The organism is Dorea sp. MB18-49 (assembly GCF_023669465.1).
Classification (GTDB): Bacteria; Bacillota; Clostridia; order Lachnospirales; family Lachnospiraceae; genus Dorea_A; species Dorea_A longicatena.
In genome coordinates this window covers 15,412-36,690 of sequence record NZ_JAMOYX010000019.1, presented here as the reverse complement: position 1 = coordinate 36,690, position 21,279 = coordinate 15,412, and the positions used below count along the sequence as shown (strand labels likewise).

Here is a 21,279-nt window from a genome sequence, read left to right as displayed (position 1 = left end):
AAGAAAACCTCCTGTGTATATGAAAATATGATACTTGACCTTAGTATTATACCAAGGTTTAAACTATAAATGAAAGAAAAGAACAAAAAGAAATGAGGTTTTATGAATGAGACTTGAGGGAAAGTCTTTAAAAAGTGATTTTTTACGTTTTATTATCCCATCGATCATTGCCCAGTGGGTATTCTCGCTTTATACCATGGTAGACGGAATATTTGTGGCAAGAGGAGTGTCAGAAGTGGCATTAACTGCCGTCAATATCTCAATGCCATTTACAACGGGGCTGTTTTCCATCTCTATCCTGTTTGCGGTGGGAAATTCGACAATCGTGGCGATTCTTCTGGGACAGGGAGAAAAAGAACGTGCAAATGAAGTGTTTACCCAGAATGTTGTGCTGCTTTGCACATTATCGGTTCTGATCACAATTCTTGTAATAGTGTTTCTAGAGCCGTTTGCCAGATTTCTGGGAGCAACTGATAATATTCTTTCTTATGCGAAAACATATATTGGAACAATTGCACCATTTTCCATGGTATATATTCTCTCTTATTCATTTGAGACGTTGATCAAGACGGATGGCTATCCAAAGCTTGCGACAATCTATGTAACGTCCGGGAGCGTACTGAACTGTATCCTGGATTATATTTTGGTCATGGTGTTACATAAAGGTGTCTGGGGGGCAGCGTTTGCTACGGGAATCTCGCAGGCAGCAGTGATCCTCTTGTATCTGTGGCATTTCCTCGGACCGAAAGGAACGATAAGATTTTCGAAGTTCCATTTGATGCCGTCAGAAATCTGGCGTCAGATTCGCAATGGTATGTCGTCCGGCGTGACGGAATTCTCAAGTGGAATCATTATCTTCTTCTTTAATCAGGCAATCCTGAAGTACATCGGAGAATACGCACTGGTAAGTTATACGATCATCTCGTATGTGAATACGATCGTTGTCATGTCCATGGCAGGCATTGCACAGGGATCACAGCCATTGATCAGCTACTATTATGGGAAAAATGAACCGGGTAAATATAAAAAGCTTTTGAAATATGGAATCACGGCGGCTCTTGTGGGTTCCGTAGGAGCAGTTGTCGTATGTTATATGGGAGCAGGCGGCATTGTAAGACTGTTTTTGAAAGAAAGTGAAGCATCGTTGATTAAGTATTCCGTAAGGGTGTTCCGTATCTTTATCCTGTCTTTCCTGATTGCGGGATTCAATGTGGTCCTTGGCGGATATTTTACTTCTGTAGAAAGGGCCGGATTTGCAACGATGATCTCGCTTACAAGGAGTCTGGTTGCACTGGTGATCAGTCTGGTGTTCCTTACGGCAGTATTTGGAGGAGAAGCGATCTGGTGGGCACCGGTGATTGCGGAGAGCTGCTGTGTGGTGCTGGCACTGGGGCTTTATCGGTGGTACAGGAAAAGAGAAAAATGATAAAATATTTCAATTGGAAATATTTACATATATAGCATAGAGGAATATAGATGAAATCTAGCAGATGATGTTACTGCAATCACAATTATTATGCTGGGGCGGTGTGCAGGTAGAAGGAATTGCTGTGAATAAAGGCCTGGTTGTCGAAGAACCGGGAAGACGCTTTGAAAAGGGATACAAAGAACATCTCTGGGAAAGTTATAACAAATACAGCCATGAAGATACAGAGATTTTGATTGAAGTACAGCCAAAGTATGTGGAAGTCTGGGATACCAGTGATGACGGATATGCGTTCCAGTTATTCATAGACTTTGAAAATAAAACGGTAGAACCAAAAATTTATGACAAAAAATAACTTTTTAAAAAAATCCTATTGACTTTTCTCTGTATCCGAGTATAATTAATATTCGCTGGACAACTTAAGAACAGCAGAGAAAAGTCACATTGATGCGGATTGGTGTAATGGCAGCACAGCAGACTCTGACTCTGTTAGTAGAGGTTCGAGTCCTCTATCCGTAGTTACAATGCCGGATACTTCATTAAGAAGTATCCGGTTTTTCATATTGTCGGAAATGTATGAAAAAAATCAAAAATACCTATTGACTTTTTTCTAAAAATCAGTATAATAATATTTGTTCGCTGAACAATGCAGAACATAACACTGATGCGGATTGGTGTAATGGCAGCACAGCAGACTCTGACTCTGTTAGTAGAGGTTCGAGTCCTCTATCCGTAGTTCCTTGGCAGGGGCGCCGGATGCTTTTGAAAGTGTCCGGTTACTTTTTAAAATTGCATATATCGGAGTGTGGCTCAGCTTGGTAGAGCGCTACGTTCGGGACGTAGAGGTCGCGTGTTCGAATCACGTCACTCCGATTGAATGATACAGTATCTGATATAGGTACTGTATTTTTTTATGTCAAAGAGTGTAATTCTTGGTATTTGTAAAAACGTCAGCGATATATGGTTTATAGATGCTTTAATTGCTATAGCTTAAAGCTATAGCAACACACAAGTTATATGTATTATCCAAATCATCCAAATCATGCTACTCTATATCCAGACAAAAACAACAGGAAGAAAAGCACAGGAGGATATAGAAAATGAGCAAATACCAGACACCATACAGATATGATTTTGTGGGAAGCTTTTTAAGACCACAGGAAGTAAAACAGGCAAAAGCAGATTACAGCGAAGGAAAGATCACAAAAGAAGAATGTGATGCAATCGTTGATAAGGCAGTCACAGAAGTAGTTGCAAAGCAGAAAGAATTGGGATTCCACATCATTACAGACGGAGAATTCAGAAGAACTTACTGGCATCTGGACTTTATGTGGGGATTCGAAGGCGTTGGTCATGAGCAGACAGGAGCCGGCGTACAGTTCAATGCAGAGATGGCAGCAGTAGAAGATACTTACCTGACAGGAAAAGTAAAGGCAAAAGCACATCCATTTGTAGAAGGATTCAAATTCTTAAAACAGTTCGAAGATGAGAACACCGTTGCAAAATATACAATCCCGGCACCGGCACAGATGTTCCAGCAGATGATCGTTCCGGCAAACTTTGAGAATACAAGAAAATATTATGCAACAAACGAAGAATTGATTCAGGACATCGGAAAAGCATATCAGGAAGTTATCAGACAGTTCTATGAAGCGGGATGCAGTAACCTTCAGTTAGATGACTGTACATGGGGCGCAATCGTAGGAGATGCCGCAAAGCAGAGATATGAGAGACTGGGGCTGGATCTGAACAAAGTAAAAGCACAGTTACTGGAAGTGAATAACCTTGCATTAGAAGGAAAACCGGAAGATATGGTGATTACTTCACATATCTGCAGAGGTAACTATCACTCTACATTCTTCACAAGCGGCCCATATGATTCCGTAGCAGACTATGTATTTGCAAAGGAAAATGTAGACGCTTTATTCCTGGAGTATGATGATGCAAGATCGGGCGGATTTGCGCCGCTGGCAAAGGTTTCAGAAGATAAGAAAGTCGTTCTGGGACTGATCACAACTAAGTCACCGGAACTTGAAGACAAAGAAACAGTGATCAAACGAATCTATGAAGCAGCAAAATATATTCCACTTGAGAGATTGTGTTTAAGCCCGCAGTGCGGATTTGCATCCTGTGAAATTGGTAACAAACTGACAGAAGAAGAGCAGTGGGCAAAATTAAAACTGGTGAAAGAAATCGCAGAAGAGGTATGGAAGGACGCATAAGACCATACATACCGAAGTATCAAACAGCAGATTTACAATACGCTGCTCGAAGAAAAAAGGAATCCCAAAGATCACATTGATCCAGGATTCCTCTTTTTCTGTTCTCGTTATTCATTTAATCTACATGATACACATAATTCTCTTTACGAGGCTTCGCTTTCGGCACATCTCCGGCCGGATATCCGAGCACGCAGTGTCCGATGCCTTCATAATCACCTTCCACGCCCCATTTTTTCAAAAGAGCCTTACCTTCTTCCGATGCAAAGACTTCTTTCGCCCGGTGGATCCAGCAGCTTCCGATTCCAAGAGAAGCGGCAGCATTCATCAGATTGCCCATGACAAGGCTTCCGTCATAGATATGTGTCGGTCTGTTCTTATCAGCTAATACAACCAGGACAACCGGTGCTCCGTAGAACGGATCTGTATCAGTTCCCATGACATCCGCATTCATTTTGGAAAGCTGATCGCGGGTGGCTTTGTCTGTAACGGCAATAATAACCGGTGACTGCATTCCCATGCCGGTTGCGGCATAAGTGCCTGCTTCAAGAATCAGATCCAGATCTTCTTTCGGGATCATGTCCGGTTTGTAACCGCGTACACTGCGGCGTTCGATCATGTTTTTAATACTTTCGTTCATAAATCAAGACTCCTTTAGAATACAGTGAAAAAATAAAATCTCATAATATAAAAAGAAAATAAAACGAAACGGATGATTTACACTTCTTTGTTCTCGTATACATGTCTCTTGATCGCTTCGAAACTTTCTTTACTGATCACATGCTCCATCTTACATGCATCGGCAGCAGCGACATCCGCAGGTACGCCGAGATGTATCAGCCAGGATGATAAAAGTGTGTGGCGTTCGTAAATCATATTTGCAATCTCCAGGCCGGATGGTGTCAAATGAATAAATCCCTGCTCATCTACTTTAATATGTTTCTTCTCGCGAAGGTTCTTCATGGCAACACTGACGCTGGATTTCTTGAATCCAAGCTCATTGGCAATATCTACGGAACGCACTACAGGCAGTTTCTGGCTTAAAATCAGAATCGTTTCAAGGTAGTTCTCAGCAGATTCATTTAATACATTGCTCATAATAAGTCATTCCTTCCTTCATACGTTAACATTGAATTTAGTATAGCATAGTTCCAAATTACTGGCAAATAAAAGAAAAATCTTAATGAGAAAAAATAATCAATAAAATGAAATAAAGTGGTTGACAGCTAACGAACGTTAGCATATACTAACTATTGCAGGAGATAATGAAAACATTTATCATTATCAAAATCATTATCAAAACAGGCAGAGAAAATGCAAAAAATCATACATAAAGAAAACGAGGTGTTATTATGCCGCTTACAATGGCCGGTATCGGTGAAACAAACACAATCTCACGTATTGGTGGAAATGAAGAGACAAGACGTTTTCTGGCAAATCTTGGATTTGTTGCAGGAGCGGAAGTTGTTGTACTGTCGAAGATCGGAGGCAATGTGATCGTAAATGTCAAAGACTCCAGAGTGGCAGTAAATGAGGATATGGCGCGGCACATCATGGTTTAGTACCGGGGTGTCTGCTGTATTATAGATACTAACAATCTAAGGAAAGGAGAAACAGCAATGACTTTAGGTGATGCAAAAGTTGGAAGTACAGTTGTTGTAACGAAGATTAAAGGGGACAGCGCATACAAGCGCCGTATTATGGACATGGGCATTACAAAAGGAAGCGAGCTGTATATCAGAAAGGTAGCTCCACTTGGAGATCCTGTAGAGATTACAGTAAGAGGCTATGAGCTTTCAGTAAGAAAAGACGATGCTCAGTGTGTCCAGGTAAAATAAGACTTACCGAAGGAACTGACAGATACATATTGTCGCATTAGAATTTACACGTTCAAGGAGGTAAATAGGAATGGGAATCAAGATCGCACTTGCGGGAAACCCAAACTGTGGTAAAACCACAATGTTTAACGCCTTAACGGGTGCCAACCAGTATGTTGGTAACTGGCCAGGTGTTACAGTAGAGAAAAAAGAGGGAAAATTAAAAGGAAAGAGAAAGAACGATGACATCATCGTAACAGACCTTCCGGGTATCTATTCTCTTTCACCATATACACTGGAAGAAGTAGTCAGTCGTGATTATATCTTAAATGATGATCCGGATGTTATCATCGATCTTGTAGATGCAACGAATATCGAGCGTAACCTGTATCTTACTACACAGCTTATCGAGACAGGTGTGCCGGTAGTTATCGCACTGAACATGACAGATCTTTTGGAGAAGAGAGGAATCAAGATCGATACAAATAGGCTTTCAATGTTATTAGACTGCCCGATTGTTGAAACTTCTGCTCTGAAGCAGACAGGACTGGATACTCTGATTGAGACAGCAATCAAAGTAGCTAATAAAAAAGAAGTTGATCTTCCAAGAGAAATCTTCTCTAAAGAAATGGAAGCAGCAGTTGCAGACGTGAAGGGAGTTCTTCCGGATACAATCTCAGAAGACAAGAAGAGATGGTATGCTGTGAAATTCCTTGAGAACGACAGCAAGGTTGTAGAAAGTATGAACCTTTCCGCAGCAGCAAAGGCAGCAGTTGATAAAGACAGAAAAGAACTTGAGACAAAACACGACGATGATATGGAAAGTATCGTAACAGATGAACGTTACAAATTCATCCAGAAGATCGTTGAGACAACTGTCAAAAAAGGAAAAGACAAATTAACAACATCCGATAAGATTGACAGAATTGTTACAAACCGTATTCTTGGTATCCCGATCTTCATCGCAGTTATGTTTGTTGTTTACTACATTTCCGTAACAACAATCGGTACAATCGTAACAGACTGGACAAATGATACATTTGTAGTTGCTGTTCAGGATCTCGCTTCAAAAGGACTCGAAGCAGCCGGTGTAAGCAGCGTGATCGAAGGATTGGTAGTTGATGGTATCATCGGCGGTATCGGAGCGGTACTTGGATTCGTACCACAGATGGCAATCCTGTTCCTCTTCCTTTCTATCCTGGAAGACTGCGGATATATGGTACGTATCGCATTCGTTATGGACCGTGTATTCAGACACTTCGGACTGTCTGGTAAAAGTTTCATTCCACTTCTGATCTCATCAGGTTGTGGTATCCCTGGAATTATGGCTTCTAAGACCATTGAGCAGGACAATGACAGACGTCTGACAATCATGACAGCAACATTCATCCCATGCGGAGCTAAATTACCGGTTATCGCATTAATGGGTGGAGTTATGACAAGCTATGCAACAGGAAGCTACACGGCAGGTGGATTTATGGCACCTATCATGTACTTCGTAGGTATCGTAGCAGTATTAGTAGCAGCAATCATCCTGAAGAAGACAAAACCATTCTCAGGAAAACCGGCACCATTCGTTATGGAGCTTCCACAGTATCATATTCCACAGGCTAAGACAGTTCTTCTCCATGTATGGGAAAGACTGAAAGGATTCATCATCAAAGCCGGAACAATCCTGTTCCTTGCTTGTGTAGTAATGTGGTTCCTTGGTGGATTCGGATTCACAAATGGCGGATTCGGACTTGTAGACGACAGTGCAGACAGCTTACTTGCAGCAATCGGTGGATTTATCGCACCAATCTTTGCACCACTTGGATTTGGAGAGTGGCAGCCAGTAGCAGCTTCTCTTTCTGGATTCACAGCAAAAGAAGCAATCGTTTCAACAATGGGTGTACTTGCAAACGTAGCAGAGAGTCAGTCAGAAGATACTGTAACAGTAGCTCAGGCTATTCAGGCATGGTTCCCAAGTGCAGTAGCAGCGTTCTCATTCCTGCTATTCAACCTGTTAGATTCACCTTGTCTGGCAGCGATTGCAACAATGGCACAGCAGATGCAGTCCAGAAAATGGTTCTGGTTTGCAATCCTGTTCCAGAATGTATTCGCTTATCTCGTAACACTTTGTGTATACCAGATCGGTACATTGGTAACTGGCGGCGGATTTGGAGTTGGTACAGCAGTGGCATTTGTGGTAGTAGCAGTCATGCTGTTCCTGTTATTCAGACCTGATCCGTATAAAGATCAGAAAGTTTATTCCAAACGTTCTGTAAATGCATAAGTAGAGCGGACCGGACGTAACTCATTTACGTCCGGATTTCCCTTTGAAGGAGGCAGTTTTCATGGTAGCCATTTTAGCAGATATCATTATTTTAGCATTAATATTAGGGTATTGCGCATACCTGGTATACGGAATTGTGAAGAGATTTAAAAATGGAGTCATCCAGGGATGCGGCGGCAGCTGTGCCGGATGCAGTGGATGCGGTGGTGGATGCTACAGTTCAGATCCTGATGAAGTGAAAAAAATGATCGAAAATATGTATGGTAAATAAAGGAGTTGGCAGTCATGGGCAATTCGACAGGCTCTATGTTCTACCTGTTCGTGATCGTGATTGTCCTTTACATTGTCGGTGCTTCTATCTATCAGGCATTTCTCTGGTTCAGGAAATGGCAGGAGAAAAAAAGAGACGAAAAGTTCAGCATGGATAATGAGGAGAACAAAGAATAGAGGGATAGAGATATGGCAGATATTATAGTTGTATTAATCGTGATCGTTCTTCTTGGATTTGCACTGAGAGGAGCAATCAGGCATTTTAAAGGTGACAGTCCCTGCTGTGGCGGCGGAACCGGTATCATCAAAACTGACGATAAAGAACTGAAGAATCCGGTGATCGGAAAGAAGATAGTTCATATCGAAGGTATGACCTGTGAGCACTGCGTACAGTCAGTAAAGAAAGCGTTAAATGAGATAAAAGGTGTTTCGGCAAGAGTGGACTTACAGAAGAAAGAAGCAGTGGTGTCTTATGACCGTGAGATTGCAAATGATGTTTTGAAAAAAACAGTTGAAAAAGCAGGATTTCAGGTTGCTTCTATTACAGAGTAGATACGATAGGAGGATGACAGGTGGATAAGGCAAAAGAAGCGATTGTACAGAAACTAAAAGCCAGTGGATGCAGGATCACCAAGCAGAGACTGATGCTTCTGGATATTATACTGGAAGAAAACTGTTCCTGTTGCAAAGAAATCTATTACCGCGCATCTCGGATCGATCCAAGCATCGGAACAGCAACCGTATACCGGATGATCAACAAGCTGGAGGAAATCGGAGCGATCAATCGAAGAAATATGTATAAAGTAGCATGTGATCCGGATTGTGACCTGCAGAATGCATGTACGGTTGAACTGGACGATGATACGATCAAGCATCTGTCTGCAAAGAACTGGAATGCTGTGATACAGGCAGGACTGAAAGCATGTGGTTATGTAGAAGATCAGAAAGTACGGAACATAACAGTGCAGTCATAAATATGCAGTTGATAAAATTTATCAATAGCCTGAAAATATTTGAAAAGGACATTCCTTGGTGTTATAATTTGCAGAAACAAAAACGACTGCCGGACACAAATGAAGGGATGTCCTTTTTGTTATAATGTTTGTAGTGATGAATTAATAAATATACAATGGAGGGAATACATATGTTAAATTTAAAAGACATTAATTGGAAAAAACCAGGACTTTTTGCGGCAGGAGTAGCTTTCGGAACAGCGGGAATCAAGATCCTGACAAGTGATGATGCAAAGAAATTATATACAAACTGTACAGCAGCCGTATTAAGAGCAAAATCTTGTGTGATGAAGACTGCAACAAGCGTTCAGGAGAATGCAGGAGATATTTTAGCAGAAGCAAAGCAGATCAATGAAGACAGAGCAGCAGAGGCAGAAGCAGAAGTTGTAGATGATTTTTGCGAGACAGAAGAGACAGCAGAAGATACTGCTGAAGCAACAGAAGAATAAAAATCCGGCACTGAAGATAAAGAAAAGTTGCCGAAAATACATAGATACAGGCACCTGCGGAACATCTGCAGGTGCTTTTGTAAGACTAGCAAGAGGTGACAAGAGTGAAATTTAAGATTAAGCATGAGATAAGAGGAAGAATCCGTATCCACATGGAGCAGAAACGCATGACTCATGAACAGGCGGACATTCTTCTCTTTTATTTGCAGAATATAGACGGCGTATTCCGCGCAGATGTCTATGACAGAACGGCGGACGCAACGATTCATTATAAGGGAAACAGAGAAACAATCATCGAAGGACTCCGCAGATTCCGTTATGAGGAAGTAGAAGTGCCGAATGGCCTGTTAGAGACATCCGGAAGAGCAATGAATGCAGAGTATCAGGAGAAACTGGTGGATAAGATTCTGTTCCATTATGGAAGAAAATTCTTACTGCCATATCCGATCTCGGCAGCATATACAACGATCATGTCGGCAAAATATATCTGGAAAGGCATCAAGACCCTGATGGAAAGAAGGATTGAAGTTCCGGTACTGGATGCAACAGCAATCGGAGTATCAATCTTCAGAAGTGATTTCAGTACGGCAAGTTCGATCATGTTCTTGCTTGGAATCGGTGAACTCTTAGAAGAGTGGACACATAAAAAGTCTGTAGATGACCTGGCAAGAACCATGTCATTAAATGTAGGAAAAGTATGGTTAAAGACCGGAGATCAGACGGTTCTGGTTTCTTCTAATCAGATCAAATCCGGAGACCAGGTTGTCGTACATATGGGAAATGTCATCCCGTTTGACGGAGAGGTTGTGGATGGAGAAGCTATGATCAATCAGGCTTCACTGACAGGAGAATCTGTTCCGGTAAGAAGAACTACAGGAAATTATGTTTATGCCGGAACTGTTGTAGAAGAAGGAGAAGTGACAGTCGATGTTAAAGCAGTCGGCGGTTCCAGCCGTTATGAGAAGATTGCAGCAATGATCGAAGAATCCGAGAAATTAAAATCCGGACTGGAAAGCAGGGCAGAGCATCTTGCAGATAAACTAGTTCCGTATTCGCTTGGCGGTACGGCCCTTACTTATCTGCTTACAAGAAATGCAACAAAGGCACTGTCGATTCTGATGGTAGACTTTTCATGTGCATTAAAGCTCGCTATGCCAATCTCCGTACTTTCTGCAATCCGTGAAGCAGGTATGTACAAGATTACTGTAAAAGGTGGAAAATATCTGGAAGCGGTTGCCGAAGCAGATACGATCGTATTTGACAAGACCGGTACACTGACAAAGGCAAAACCGACGGTAGCAGAAGTGGTATCATTTAACGGAATGAGTGAGGATGAACTGCTCCGTATTGCTGCATGCCTGGAGGAACATTTCCCTCACTCAATGGCAAAAGCAGTGGTAAGCGCGGCAAAGACAAAACATTTGGATCACGAAGAAATGCATTCAAAAGTTGAGTATATTGTTGCTCACGGCATCTCAACACAGATTGAAGGAAAGAAAGCCGTAATCGGAAGTTATCACTTTGTATTTGAAGATGAAAAAGTAGTAATACCGGAAGGCATGGAAGAAAAATTTGAGAATCTGCCCGAAGAATATTCACATCTTTATATGGCAATTGAAGGAAAACTTGCAGCCGTGATCTGTATCGAAGATCCACTGCGTGAAGAAGCAGTAGAAGTGATTTGTGAACTGCGAAAGGCCGGACTTAGCAAAATTGTCATGATGACAGGTGACAGTGAACGTACAGCAAAGGCTATTGCAAAGCGTGTTGGTGTAGATGAATATTATGCGGAGGTATTACCGGAAGATAAGGCAGAATTCTGTGAAAGAGAAAAAGCAGCCGGACGTAAAGTTATCATGATTGGTGACGGTATCAACGATTCACCGGCACTTTCCGCAGCCAATGTAGGAATCGCAATCAGTGATGGAGCAGAGATTGCAAGAGAAATTGCTGATATTACAGTTGGCGCAGACAATTTAAAAGAACTGGTTACATTAAAGAAGATCAGTAACGGTCTGATCAAGAGAATCAGCCACAATTATCATTCAATTGTAGGATTCAATGCAGGACTGATCGCACTTGGTGTAGCAGGTATCATCATGCCGACAACATCCGCATTACTTCATAATACATCCACTCTGATCATTGGACTTAGAAGTATGCAGAATCTGCTCGATGAGTAAAGATACAATATGAAAAAATATCTAAAAAATAATGGATAAAGAAATGAACAGGGATGACAAAAGTCGTCCCTGTTCATTTTAATACGTGCGCCTTGCGGCGCACGTTTCTAACGGGTGAAAGTCCCTAATCCGCTCTAGTAGTGGGAATAATTATTGACCTCCTACCCGATCAAAGTATGCAAGAGAAGTTGCCGGTGGCAAGTTCTCTGTACGAAGGAAGAATAACTGTTGACTTTTGCGAAGCGCAAGTGTAGATTAAAAGATAGTCAATTTTGGAAGAACAAGACAGAAAAGAGGAAAAATATAAATGAAGAAAACAGGAAAACAAAATATCAGATGGAATACCATGAAAATTCTGGCAGTAGGTTTTCTAAGTGTAATTTTTCTTGGAGCGGTGCTTTTATGGTTGCCGGTATCTAACGAAAAATCAATCAGTTTTCTGGATGCGCTTTTTACATCAACATCATCGGTATGTGTGACCGGATTGGTTACAATTGTTCCCAAATACCAATTTACAATTACAGGAAAAGTAATTTTGCTGATTTTAATTCAGATTGGAGGATTGGGCGTGATTGCATGTATTACCGCATTTTTTATGCTTCTGAAAAGAAAGATTACGGTAAAAGAGAGAGTTGTTATTCAAGAAGCTTATAATATGAATTCTCTCGGTGGTCTGGTAGGTCTGGTACGTAAAATTTTGATTGGGACAGTAGTAGTAGAAGGAATTGGGGCCGTTTTTTACGCCATACAATTTATTCGGGACTATGGGGTTGCAAAAGGAATCTGGTATGGAATTTTTCATTCAATTTCTGCATTTTGCAACGCAGGAATTGACATCCTTGGAGATGACAGTCTGGCAAGATACGCAACAGATCCTTTGATTAATATTATAACAATGCTGTTGATTATCCTTGGCGGAATTGGTTTTACCGTGTGGTATGACGTGATTGATAACGGAAAGAAGATTTGGCATCGGGAAATTCCCGGAAAATGCTGGTTTACCAGACTTAAGTTACATTCAAAAATAGCGATCATTACAACGGGATTCTTATTGATAGCAGGGACAGTTTTGAACTTTGCACTGGAGTATCATAATCCGGCAACGATAGGGCATCTTAATACCGGACAGAAATTGATGGTTTCCGCATTTCAGGCTGTGACAACAAGAACGGCTGGGTTTAGTACATTTCAGCAATCTGGGATGTACGAAGAAACTGGTTTTTTAAATATTATTTTGATGTTTATAGGCGGTTCTCCGGGAGGAACTGCAGGTGGTCTGAAGACGACGACATTTGCACTTTTATTTCTCGCATTTCATACAATGCTTCGGGGAGGGCATGATATTGAATGTTTCCGGAGAAAAGTGGATGAAAAAAACTTCCATGTAGCATTTGTTACAATTATGTTGGCATTAGCTATATACATAACAGGAACAACATTTGTTGCTGTCATTGAACCAGATACAATTTCATTTCAGAGAATCATGTATGAGACCGCATCTGCAATGGCGACAGTTGGACTCTCGCAGGATCTGACAACACACTTGCGGACGGGAAGCAAGATTGTGCTGATGATAATGATGTATATAGGACGTGTCGGGCCTATGACCATTGCATTATTATTTGCAGGAAAGGTGAACTTAAAAGAAAAGATGCGGACACTTCCAACGGAAAAGATTATGATTGGGTAACAAGGAGGAAAAGATTATGAAGAAACAATTTGCAGTATTTGGTTTGGGAAGTTTTGGAGAAAGCATTGCATTAGAATTACAAAAACTTGGATGTGAGGTAGTTGCTGTAGATAAAGATATGGAGCGGGTAAATGGAATTGCTGATTCTGTATCATATGCGATGCAGGCAGATATTGGAGATCCAGAATTTATCAGATCTCTTGGAACAAGAAATCTGGACGCTGTTGTGATTGCTGAAGCAGAAAGTCTGGAAGCAAGTATTATGGCAGCACTTGAGTGTAAGGAAATTGGAGTACCGAACGTAATCGCAAAAGCAAAAAATAACCGTCATGCAACTGTATTAAAGAAAATCGGTGTGGATACCATCATTTTTCCGGAGAAAGAAATGGGAGTCCGTCTGGCAAAGAATCTTATGTCAGCCAGTTTTACAGATTGGATTGCACTATCTCCGGCCTATAGTATAGTGGAAACTCCAATGCCGGCTAAATGGAGTGGAAAAACTTTGAAAGAACTGGATGTGCGCCGGAACTATGAAGTGAATGTCGTAGGAATTAAAAGTGGGGCGCATGTAGAAGTCAACCCGGATCCTTTAGAAGTATTGCGAAAAGATATGGTTTTGATTTTGGTTGGATCTAATACAGCGTTAGAAGCATTATAAGGAAGAGTTGTATTTGGAATATTATACATATGAGACGGTTTTGCTAAAAATATTTACAATCTAAGAAGTTTAATGAGGATTTATGTCATTAAGCTTCTTTTTTTATACATAATTCTTGACAGCAAGGGAAGAATGATATAGTATTCAAATATAGATTGTTAGATATAACTAACGCTTGTTAGGAGGTACTAAGGTGATGGACAGATATCTGATTGAAAAATGTCTGGTGGAACATTGTTCGGCAACACTGGCATCTATGAAATCAGCAAATTTATTTAATATGACATTTGCAGATGATACAGACGTGGAAGATCAGATTGAGTTCTGGAATCAGTGCATGAAAGAAAAAGGAATCCGTCTCTATATATTACAGAGACAGGATAAACGTGTACTGGTCTATGTCTATCGGAAGAAACAGCTCGAGGTCAGTCTGAACCGGCCGGGAGTAGCAAAGTTCCTGAAGAAATACGGCTATGAAAGCACAGAGATCAAATATGCATTGAGCCGGTTAAAGTCAAGAATAGGGGAAAATAATGAATTTCCACATGAAATCGGAATTTTTCTGGATTATCCGCTTGGTGACGTGATCGGATTCATTGTGAATCAGGGACGCAATTTCAAATGCGCAGGATGCTGGAAGGTATATTGTGATGAGTGTGCATGCCGGAAAACATTTGCAAAATATAAAAAATGCAGAGATGTCTATGTACGTCTCTGGCAGCAGGGAAGAAGTGTTTTGCAGCTTACGGTAGCTGCCTGACATATAAATTTATCAATGAAAGAGGTAGAAACAATGAGTAAAATTGCAGTAGTATATTGGAGCGGAACAGGTAACACAGAGGCAATGGCCAACGAAGTAGCAGAAGGAGCAAAGGCGGCAGGAGCAGAAGTTGATGTATTAACGGCTTCAGAATTTGGCGCAGACAAGATGGACGCTTACGATGCAGTGGCATTTGGCTGCCCGGCTATGGGAGCAGAAGAACTGGAAGACAGCGAATTCGAGCCAATGTTCTCTGACTGTGAAGGAAAACTTGGAGGCAAGAAGATCGCACTCTTCGGATCTTATGGATGGGGAGACGGAGAATGGATGAGAACATGGGAAGAGACATGCAAGGCTGATGGAGCTGTTCTTGCATGTGATAGTGTACTTGCAAATGAAGCACCGGATGATGATGCAGTTGCAGCTTGCCAGGCACTTGGAAAGGCACTTTGCTAGCCGCGTTTTGATTCACCTAAAAAGATATGATATGCTGACGATAGTTAGAATAATCTAACTATCGTGTGAATAAATCATGGCATACTCCTTCTGTCTCATCCCTGAGCAAGAGAGGCAGAAGTAGTTCCATGGGAAAGGATCTTGACATGGAGAATTTTTTAGCAATTGAGAAGGTTATTGGAAGAGAGATTATTGATTCGAGAGGTAATCCGACGGTAGAGGCAGAAGTATATCTTCTGGATGGAACTGTAGGAAGAGGTGTAGCACCAAGCGGCGCATCTACAGGAGAATTCGAAGCACTGGAACTTCGTGACGGAGACAAATCACGTTTCGGCGGAAAAGGTGTAACCAAAGCCGTAGAGAATATTAATACAGTGATTAACGATGCACTGAAAGGTGTAGATGCATCAGACATTTATGTAGTAGATACAGCAATGATCGCAGCAGACGGAACAAAAGATAAATCGAACTTAGGAGCAAATGCAATCCTTGCGGTATCGATCGCAAGTGCACGTGCAGCAGCAAATGCACTGGAGATCCCGCTTTACCGTTTCCTCGGAGGCGTAAATGGTAACAGACTTCCGGTACCTATGATGAATATATTAAACGGAGGCGCACATGCGGCCAACACAGTTGACGTACAGGAATTCATGATCATGCCTGTAGGAGCACCAAGCTTCAAAGAAGCACTCCGCTGGTGTGCAGAAGTATTCCATGCACTGGCAGCATTATTAAAATCAAAAGGACTTGCAACTTCCGTAGGTGATGAAGGTGGATTTGCACCGGACCTTGCATCTGATGAAGAAGCAATCCAGTACATCTTAGATGCAGTAAAAGATGCTGGATATGAGCCTGGAAAAGACTTCATGATTGCTATGGATGCAGCATCTTCTGAATGGAAAGGTGAGAAGAAGGGCGAATATGTACTTCCAAAAGCAGGTACAAAATTTACTTCCGAAGAACTTATCGAGCACTGGAAGAAACTGGTAGACAAGTATCCGATCATCTCTATCGAAGATGCATTAGACGAAGAAGACTGGGAAGGATGGCAGAAACTGACAGCTGAACTTGGAGATAAGGTACAATTAGTCGGAGACGATCTGTTCGTAACGAATACAGAGAGACTTTCCAAAGGTATCGAACTTGGATGCGGTAACTCAATCCTTATCAAGTTAAACCAGATCGGATCAGTATCAGAGACACTGGAAGCAATCAAGATGGCTCATAAAGCCGGCTACACAGCTATCTCATCTCAACGTTCCGGAGAGACAGAAGATACAACAATTGCAGATCTTGCAGTAGCACTTAATACCTGCCAGATCAAGACAGGAGCACCTTCCAGATCAGAACGAGTTGCAAAATACAACCAGTTGCTGAGAATTGAAGAAGAACTTGGAACAAGTGCTGTATATCCTGGAAAAGCAGCATTTAATGTGAAGAAATAATAAGAGTTTAAAAAATATTTAAAACTTCATATCCGTTTATTTAATCCCCTTCTGTAGGATAGAGACTGAAAAAAGTCAAGTCGTACAGGAGGGGATTGTATTATGGAAAAAAAGATATATGGTCTGTCCATGCAGGAAGTAGAAGAAAAAAGGAAAAAAGGCGAAGGAGAGCAAGAACCGGAAAGCATTACAAAAAGCAAGAAACAGATCATCCGGGAAAATGTGCTGACATTATTCAATCTGTTGAATTTCATCATTGCAGGATTGTTATTCGCAGTGGGAGCGTATACCAACATGATCTTCATCGCGATCATTATACTGAATATCGTGATTGGGATCGCACAGGAATGCAAAGCCAAGAAACTGGTAGATGAATTATCTATTCTGAACCGGCCAGCTATAAAAGTAAGAAGAGAAGGCGAAGATCAGGAGATTGAATTAAAAGATATCGTAAAAGGAGATATCGTGATCCTGGAAAGCGGAAGCCAGATCTGCAATGACAGTATTGTTACAAGCGGCAGTCTGGAGGTCAATGAATCCCTTCTGACAGGAGAAAGTGATCCTGTGATAAAGGAAGTGGGAAGTACGTTATATTCAGGAAGTTCCGTGATTTCCGGTAAGGCCTGTGCGGAAGTCATCCATGTAGGAAATGATAACTATGCAACTAGTCTTGTAAACGAAGTAAAAAAAGAAAAGCAGGTACAGTCAGAGCTATTAGGCTCTATGAGAAAGGTTACAAGATTTACAAGTAGCTTGATTATTCCACTTGGAATCCTCTTATTCTTAGAAGCGTTTGTATTGCGGAAAGCACCGGTAAATGAATCGGTTGTCGCTTCAGCGGCGGCACTTCTCGGAATGCTTCCAAAAGGACTGGTGTTACTGATCTCTGTATCACTGGCAACCGGTGTGATCCGTCTGGCGAAGATGAAAATCCTGGTTCAGAATATCTATTCACTGGAAACACTGGCGCATGTAGATGTGCTGTGTCTGGATAAGACCGGAACCATTACAGATGGAAAACTGAAAGTAAAATATGTGATCCCGATGGACCGAGATGAAGAAATTAATCTGACGGAAGATGAAGAAAAACAGTTGGTACGGGCTTATCTGGATGCAAGTGATGATAATAATGCAACATTCCAGGCACTGAAAAAAGCATTTGCGGAGAAGAAGTCTGAAGAGAAAAATGTGGAAGAAAAAAATATCAGATATAAAGAAAAATATAATGACAGGACAGATAAAACGTACTTTATAAAGAATAAAATATCCTTTTCATCAAAACGAAAATGGGGAAGTATCAGTTTTATTGGAAAGGGAACCGTTTTTGTCGGTGCACCGGAGCGGATTCTTGGAACACTTCCGGAAAGTCTGGAAAATGAACTGGAGCATGGAAGAAGACTGGTAGCGATCGGATATTATGACGGAGAATGGAAAGATGAGGAACATTTACCGGCACAGATCCAGCCATTATACGGTGTCGTGCTTGAGGATCAGATCCGTCGCAATGCAAAAGAGACACTGGAATTTTTCCACAGACAGGGAGTAGATGTCAAAGTCATTTCCGGCGATCATGTCAAGACAGTTGCTATGATAGCAAAACGTGCAGGGCTGAGAGGATGGGCAGATGCAATTGATATGTCATCCGTCGGTGAGGAGCCGGATTATGATGCAATCTGCCGGGAGTATACCGTATTTGCAAGAGTGACACCTAAGCAGAAGCAGGAACTGGTAAAGGCATTCCAGAGACAGGGGCACAAGGTGGCAATGACCGGAGACGGAGTGAATGATCTTCTCGCACTCAGAGAAGCAGATTGTTCGATCGCAATTGCAGACGGAAGTGATGCAAGCAGACAGATCGCGCAGGTTGTCCTTATGGATTCTGACTTTACACACCTTCCGCAGGTAGTAATGGAAGGAAGAAAGGTCATCCATAATGTAACAAGAACAGCAGGAGTATTCTTTATAAAAACGATTTATTCGGTACTGGTATCCATCTTCTGTGTCCTTACGAATACGCCATTTCCATTCATTCCGATACAGATTACATTGATCGATGCGTGTATAGAAGCTTATCCGTCCTTCCTGACAATTCTGGAATCAGATACGAGACGGATCAAAGGAAGATTCCTTTCCACTGCGATCTGGAATGCGGCACCATTCGGAATTGTGGCCGCGGTGATGATAGGTGTTACAACGCTCTTTCTTCCGATGGCATCCGGCGAGAAACAGACAATCATGTACCTGACACTGATTATTATTTCCATGACAGCAGTGATCCGCAGTTGTATTCCGTTTAATGTATTGCGTGGATTTATCTGTGTTACAATGATATGTGGAACATTTGGAGCACTTGTGATCCTGCCGGGATTATTTGAGATCAGTGCGATGTCGGTTGCAATGTGGGGACATTTCCTGATCGGAAGTCTTACATCGGTTGCCGGACTGCTGATCATATTAAATTTAAGAGGACAGCAGGAAGAATACAAAGCACATATGCGTAAGAAAAAAATAAAAAGAGAAGCGTAAAGTAAAATCTGCAGACCGGCAATGCATAGAAGATAAGAATATGCTATGATGAAGAAAAGAGATAAGAACAACAAGAAGGTGAGAAGCTATGCCGTTAAAAAAGAAATTATTTCGTTCCAATATGCTGTTTTTATTCCTGTCGATGGTTACGCTGCTTCTAATCGGAACAGCTGTGATAGGAGCATGTGAAGACAGATTTGAAAGAACATTTGAAGAGATCGGATATGAAAAGATGGACAGGGATGTATGGGATATCTCGAAGGATATCGGGAAAGAAGCCATCCGGGAGTCTTTTTCATTTCTGGTACTGATCGTGCTGGTTGTAGGCATTATAGCGATTCTGGCATTGCTTCTCCTGGCATCCATATTTACAAAAAGAATGAACCGTCTTGTCATGGAGCCGTTAGACTGCCTGGTTGAAGGTGCAAAAAGGATCCAGGACGGCAATCTGGAAGAAGAGATCGTATATGAAGGACAGGAAGAGTTCGAACGGGTCTGCCGTGCGTTCAATGAGATGCAGAGGACAATTCTGGAAGATCAGAAGATACGGGAACGGAATGAAAAGGCAAGGACAGATATGGTAACAGGAATCTCTCACGATCTAAGAACTCCGCTTACGTCAATCCGGGGCTATATCAAAGGGGTTCTGGATGGTGTGGCAAATACGGAAGACAAACGGACAATGTATCTGGAGACGGCCTATGAATCTACGGAAGATATGAATATCTTGCTACAGAAATTGTTCGATTTCTCCAGAATGGAAAGCGGGCAGATGCCAGTTCATATGATACAGATCGATCTTGCAGAATATGTACAGGGATTCACAGCACAAAAAGAAAAGACCCTGGATCCGTCCGAAGTCCAGCTTGTAATGGAACAGGAAGAAGAGATCCTTCCGGATGTCAATGTGGATATAGAGCAGATCCAACGTATACTGGAGAACCTTCTGGAGAACAGCAGGAAATATGTAGAAAGAAAACCGGTGGAGATCTGGCTGCGTGTCAGAAAGGATGAAAGTCATGTAATCCTGGAATGGAAAGATAACGGAGACGGCGTGCCGGAAGAAAAGATCGGCAGGATATTTGACAGGTTTTACAGATGCGATGAGGCCAGAACAAAGAAGGGAAGCGGTGTCGGACTTTATGTGGTAAAATACATTATGGAAGAGCATGGAGGAAGTGTGGAAGCTGTGAATGACGGCGGGCTGAAATTGATACTGCGCTTTCCAAGAGCTGATAAAAATATGTGAGGAGTGAATGTAGGATGTCCAGAATACTGATCGTAGAAGATGACAGGAAGATTGCACAGTTAGAAAGTGATTATCTGGAGAGTAACGGATATGAGACAAAAATCATTGAAGACGGGAAAAAGGCACTTTCCGAATTGAAAACGAATCATTATGACCTGATACTTCTGGATCTGATGCTTCCGGGATGCAGCGGATATGATATCTGCAGGAAGATCAGGGATGAGATAGACATTCCGATCCTTATGGTGACGGCACGGACAGAAGGCGTTGATGTGATCAGGGGACTGGGACTTGGTGCGGATGATTATATCACGAAGCCATTTGATCCGTCACAGCTTGTCGCAAGAGTACGTTCACATCTGAAGCGTTATGAAAGGCTGACGACCAGGCATAAAGAAAGAGAAGAGAAAGAAAATGCACAGGAGCAGATCAAAGTAGAAGATGTCGTGATTGAGCCGCAGACATGGAGAGTATGGAAAGCAGGAGAAGAAGTGAAGCTTCCTCACAGGGAATTTGAACTTCTCGTATTTCTGGCAAAGAATCCGAACATTGTATTTTCAAAGGAAGCATTATTTGAAAAGATATGGGGATTCGATTATGTGTCGGATGCGGCAACCGTATCGGTGCATATCAACCGGTTAAGAGAAAAACTGGAAGACGATCCGAGAGATCCGAAGATCATAGAGACAGTATGGGGAGCAGGATACCGCCTGAATAGATAGTATCGGCAATATGCCGAAAAACAGGAGGTAAGGCCTGTTACAGAGAGAACAGAATTGTAAAATGTTACGAAATAAGAAAAGCACGCAGTGGGATATTGCGTGCTTTTTGAGTGCGTGATAT

Annotated in this window: 22 protein-coding genes and 3 tRNA genes; 23 read left to right on the top strand and 2 right to left on the bottom strand. The window is 41.8% G+C overall.

Going from position 1 to position 21,279, the window contains the following annotated elements:
• Positions 1 to 106 precede the first annotated feature (106 nt).
• The 6 genes from NCY30_RS07605 (at position 107) to NCY30_RS07580 (ending at position 3,648) form a co-directional block, all read left to right on the top strand.
• Positions 107 to 1,426, top strand: a complete 1,320-nt coding sequence (locus NCY30_RS07605) for an MATE family efflux transporter (protein ID WP_055182075.1) — start codon at positions 107 to 109, stop codon at positions 1,424 to 1,426.
• A gap of 64 nt (positions 1,427 to 1,490) precedes the next feature.
• A complete protein-coding gene (locus tag NCY30_RS07600; protein ID WP_242853876.1) occupies positions 1,491 to 1,781 on the top strand; it encodes a hypothetical protein in 291 nt (96 codons plus the stop codon).
• 93 nt (positions 1,782 to 1,874) lie between these two features.
• Positions 1,875 to 1,945, top strand: a tRNA-Gln gene (locus tag NCY30_RS07595).
• Positions 1,946 to 2,091: 146 nt separating this feature from the next.
• Positions 2,092 to 2,162: transfer RNA gene (locus NCY30_RS07590), tRNA-Gln, on the top strand.
• A gap of 63 nt (positions 2,163 to 2,225) precedes the next feature.
• Positions 2,226 to 2,299 (top strand) — tRNA-Pro (locus NCY30_RS07585).
• A 227-nt stretch (positions 2,300 to 2,526) separates the two neighbouring features.
• Positions 2,527 to 3,648, top strand: coding sequence for a 5-methyltetrahydropteroyltriglutamate--homocysteine S-methyltransferase (locus tag NCY30_RS07580; RefSeq protein ID WP_006428441.1), 1,122 nt, complete (start codon positions 2,527 to 2,529; stop codon positions 3,646 to 3,648).
• Positions 3,649 to 3,763: 115 nt separating this feature from the next.
• Here NCY30_RS07580 and NCY30_RS07575 read toward each other — a convergent pair whose 3' ends face one another.
• Both NCY30_RS07575 and NCY30_RS07570 read right to left on the bottom strand, forming a co-directional pair.
• Positions 3,764 to 4,285 carry a nitroreductase gene (locus tag NCY30_RS07575; RefSeq protein ID WP_055193372.1) on the bottom strand — a complete coding sequence of 174 codons (522 nt, stop codon included), beginning with the start codon at positions 4,283 to 4,285 and terminating at the stop codon, positions 3,764 to 3,766.
• 77 nt (positions 4,286 to 4,362) lie between these two features.
• Complete coding sequence (locus tag NCY30_RS07570) at positions 4,363 to 4,743, bottom strand: metal-dependent transcriptional regulator (RefSeq protein WP_055193370.1); 381 nt, start codon at positions 4,741 to 4,743, stop codon at positions 4,363 to 4,365.
• 254 nt (positions 4,744 to 4,997) lie between these two features.
• On the opposite strand from NCY30_RS07570, the gene NCY30_RS07565 reads away from it, so the two are divergent.
• The 17 genes from NCY30_RS07565 to NCY30_RS07485 all read left to right on the top strand — a co-directional run bounded on the left by NCY30_RS07565 (position 4,998) and on the right by NCY30_RS07485 (position 21,158).
• Positions 4,998 to 5,207: a FeoA family protein gene (locus NCY30_RS07565; protein ID WP_006428444.1), complete on the top strand. Its 210-nt coding sequence runs from the start codon at positions 4,998 to 5,000 to the stop codon at positions 5,205 to 5,207.
• A gap of 57 nt (positions 5,208 to 5,264) precedes the next feature.
• Positions 5,265 to 5,483 carry a FeoA family protein gene (locus NCY30_RS07560; protein WP_250818600.1) on the top strand — a complete coding sequence of 73 codons (219 nt, stop codon included), beginning with the start codon at positions 5,265 to 5,267 and terminating at the stop codon, positions 5,481 to 5,483.
• 70 nt (positions 5,484 to 5,553) lie between these two features.
• On the top strand, positions 5,554 to 7,737 hold the full coding sequence (feoB, locus tag NCY30_RS07555; protein WP_250818599.1) for a ferrous iron transport protein B: 2,184 nt from the start codon (positions 5,554 to 5,556) through the stop codon (positions 7,735 to 7,737).
• Between the two features lie 61 nt (positions 7,738 to 7,798).
• Positions 7,799 to 8,008: a FeoB-associated Cys-rich membrane protein gene (locus NCY30_RS07550; RefSeq protein WP_161170300.1), complete on the top strand. Its 210-nt coding sequence runs from the start codon at positions 7,799 to 7,801 to the stop codon at positions 8,006 to 8,008.
• A 14-nt stretch (positions 8,009 to 8,022) separates the two neighbouring features.
• Positions 8,023 to 8,184, top strand: a complete 162-nt coding sequence (locus tag NCY30_RS07545) for an ACS family MFS transporter (protein ID WP_138376016.1) — start codon at positions 8,023 to 8,025, stop codon at positions 8,182 to 8,184.
• 12 nt (positions 8,185 to 8,196) lie between these two features.
• A complete protein-coding gene (locus NCY30_RS07540; protein ID WP_022415937.1) occupies positions 8,197 to 8,559 on the top strand; it encodes a heavy-metal-associated domain-containing protein in 363 nt (120 codons plus the stop codon).
• Between the two features lie 20 nt (positions 8,560 to 8,579).
• Positions 8,580 to 8,981: a transcriptional repressor gene (locus NCY30_RS07535; protein WP_022415938.1), complete on the top strand. Its 402-nt coding sequence runs from the start codon at positions 8,580 to 8,582 to the stop codon at positions 8,979 to 8,981.
• 170 nt (positions 8,982 to 9,151) lie between these two features.
• Positions 9,152 to 9,469: a DUF6110 family protein gene (locus tag NCY30_RS07530; RefSeq protein WP_022415939.1), complete on the top strand. Its 318-nt coding sequence runs from the start codon at positions 9,152 to 9,154 to the stop codon at positions 9,467 to 9,469.
• A 104-nt stretch (positions 9,470 to 9,573) separates the two neighbouring features.
• Complete coding sequence (locus NCY30_RS07525; RefSeq protein ID WP_022415940.1) at positions 9,574 to 11,652, top strand: heavy metal translocating P-type ATPase; 2,079 nt, start codon at positions 9,574 to 9,576, stop codon at positions 11,650 to 11,652.
• A 307-nt stretch (positions 11,653 to 11,959) separates the two neighbouring features.
• Positions 11,960 to 13,342: a TrkH family potassium uptake protein gene (locus tag NCY30_RS07520; protein WP_006428453.1), complete on the top strand. Its 1,383-nt coding sequence runs from the start codon at positions 11,960 to 11,962 to the stop codon at positions 13,340 to 13,342.
• Positions 13,343 to 13,358: 16 nt separating this feature from the next.
• On the top strand, positions 13,359 to 14,000 hold the full coding sequence (locus tag NCY30_RS07515) for a potassium channel family protein (protein WP_006428454.1): 642 nt from the start codon (positions 13,359 to 13,361) through the stop codon (positions 13,998 to 14,000).
• Between the two features lie 196 nt (positions 14,001 to 14,196).
• Entirely contained in the window at positions 14,197 to 14,760 is a 564-nt protein-coding gene (locus NCY30_RS07510) for a DUF3793 family protein (RefSeq protein ID WP_006428455.1), read from the top strand.
• A 33-nt stretch (positions 14,761 to 14,793) separates the two neighbouring features.
• Complete coding sequence (locus NCY30_RS07505; RefSeq protein WP_022415942.1) at positions 14,794 to 15,216, top strand: flavodoxin; 423 nt, start codon at positions 14,794 to 14,796, stop codon at positions 15,214 to 15,216.
• A 146-nt stretch (positions 15,217 to 15,362) separates the two neighbouring features.
• A complete protein-coding gene (gene eno, locus NCY30_RS07500; RefSeq protein ID WP_243121226.1) occupies positions 15,363 to 16,661 on the top strand; it encodes a phosphopyruvate hydratase in 1,299 nt (432 codons plus the stop codon).
• A 102-nt stretch (positions 16,662 to 16,763) separates the two neighbouring features.
• Positions 16,764 to 19,187, top strand: a complete 2,424-nt coding sequence (locus NCY30_RS07495) for a cation-translocating P-type ATPase (protein WP_006428458.1) — start codon at positions 16,764 to 16,766, stop codon at positions 19,185 to 19,187.
• A gap of 88 nt (positions 19,188 to 19,275) precedes the next feature.
• Positions 19,276 to 20,436: a HAMP domain-containing sensor histidine kinase gene (locus tag NCY30_RS07490; RefSeq protein WP_130096182.1), complete on the top strand. Its 1,161-nt coding sequence runs from the start codon at positions 19,276 to 19,278 to the stop codon at positions 20,434 to 20,436.
• A gap of 14 nt (positions 20,437 to 20,450) precedes the next feature.
• Complete coding sequence (locus tag NCY30_RS07485; protein WP_006428460.1) at positions 20,451 to 21,158, top strand: response regulator transcription factor; 708 nt, start codon at positions 20,451 to 20,453, stop codon at positions 21,156 to 21,158.
• The last annotated feature ends 121 nt before the right edge of the window (positions 21,159 to 21,279 follow it).

What these genes read in the sequence shown, in the direction of transcription:
- NCY30_RS07605 (WP_055182075.1), top strand. Translation starts at nt 107, where the DNA reads ATGAGACTTGAGGGAAAGTCTTTAAAAAGTGATTTTTTACGTTTTATT.
- NCY30_RS07600 (WP_242853876.1), top strand. Translation starts at nt 1,491, where the DNA reads ATGATGTTACTGCAATCACAATTATTATGCTGGGGCGGTGTGCAGGTA.
- NCY30_RS07580 (WP_006428441.1), top strand. Translation starts at nt 2,527, where the DNA reads ATGAGCAAATACCAGACACCATACAGATATGATTTTGTGGGAAGCTTT.
- NCY30_RS07575 (WP_055193372.1), bottom strand. Translation starts at nt 4,285, where the DNA reads ATGAACGAAAGTATTAAAAACATGATCGAACGCCGCAGTGTACGCGGT.
- NCY30_RS07570 (WP_055193370.1), bottom strand. Translation starts at nt 4,743, where the DNA reads ATGAGCAATGTATTAAATGAATCTGCTGAGAACTACCTTGAAACGATT.
- NCY30_RS07565 (WP_006428444.1), top strand. Translation starts at nt 4,998, where the DNA reads ATGCCGCTTACAATGGCCGGTATCGGTGAAACAAACACAATCTCACGT.
- NCY30_RS07560 (WP_250818600.1), top strand. Translation starts at nt 5,265, where the DNA reads ATGACTTTAGGTGATGCAAAAGTTGGAAGTACAGTTGTTGTAACGAAG.
- feoB (WP_250818599.1), top strand. Translation starts at nt 5,554, where the DNA reads ATGGGAATCAAGATCGCACTTGCGGGAAACCCAAACTGTGGTAAAACC.
- NCY30_RS07550 (WP_161170300.1), top strand. Translation starts at nt 7,799, where the DNA reads ATGGTAGCCATTTTAGCAGATATCATTATTTTAGCATTAATATTAGGG.
- NCY30_RS07545 (WP_138376016.1), top strand. Translation starts at nt 8,023, where the DNA reads ATGGGCAATTCGACAGGCTCTATGTTCTACCTGTTCGTGATCGTGATT.
- NCY30_RS07540 (WP_022415937.1), top strand. Translation starts at nt 8,197, where the DNA reads ATGGCAGATATTATAGTTGTATTAATCGTGATCGTTCTTCTTGGATTT.
- NCY30_RS07530 (WP_022415939.1), top strand. Translation starts at nt 9,152, where the DNA reads ATGTTAAATTTAAAAGACATTAATTGGAAAAAACCAGGACTTTTTGCG.
- NCY30_RS07520 (WP_006428453.1), top strand. Translation starts at nt 11,960, where the DNA reads ATGAAGAAAACAGGAAAACAAAATATCAGATGGAATACCATGAAAATT.
- NCY30_RS07515 (WP_006428454.1), top strand. Translation starts at nt 13,359, where the DNA reads ATGAAGAAACAATTTGCAGTATTTGGTTTGGGAAGTTTTGGAGAAAGC.
- NCY30_RS07510 (WP_006428455.1), top strand. Translation starts at nt 14,197, where the DNA reads ATGGACAGATATCTGATTGAAAAATGTCTGGTGGAACATTGTTCGGCA.
- NCY30_RS07505 (WP_022415942.1), top strand. Translation starts at nt 14,794, where the DNA reads ATGAGTAAAATTGCAGTAGTATATTGGAGCGGAACAGGTAACACAGAG.
- eno (WP_243121226.1), top strand. Translation starts at nt 15,363, where the DNA reads ATGGAGAATTTTTTAGCAATTGAGAAGGTTATTGGAAGAGAGATTATT.
- NCY30_RS07495 (WP_006428458.1), top strand. Translation starts at nt 16,764, where the DNA reads ATGGAAAAAAAGATATATGGTCTGTCCATGCAGGAAGTAGAAGAAAAA.
- NCY30_RS07490 (WP_130096182.1), top strand. Translation starts at nt 19,276, where the DNA reads ATGCCGTTAAAAAAGAAATTATTTCGTTCCAATATGCTGTTTTTATTC.
- NCY30_RS07485 (WP_006428460.1), top strand. Translation starts at nt 20,451, where the DNA reads ATGTCCAGAATACTGATCGTAGAAGATGACAGGAAGATTGCACAGTTA.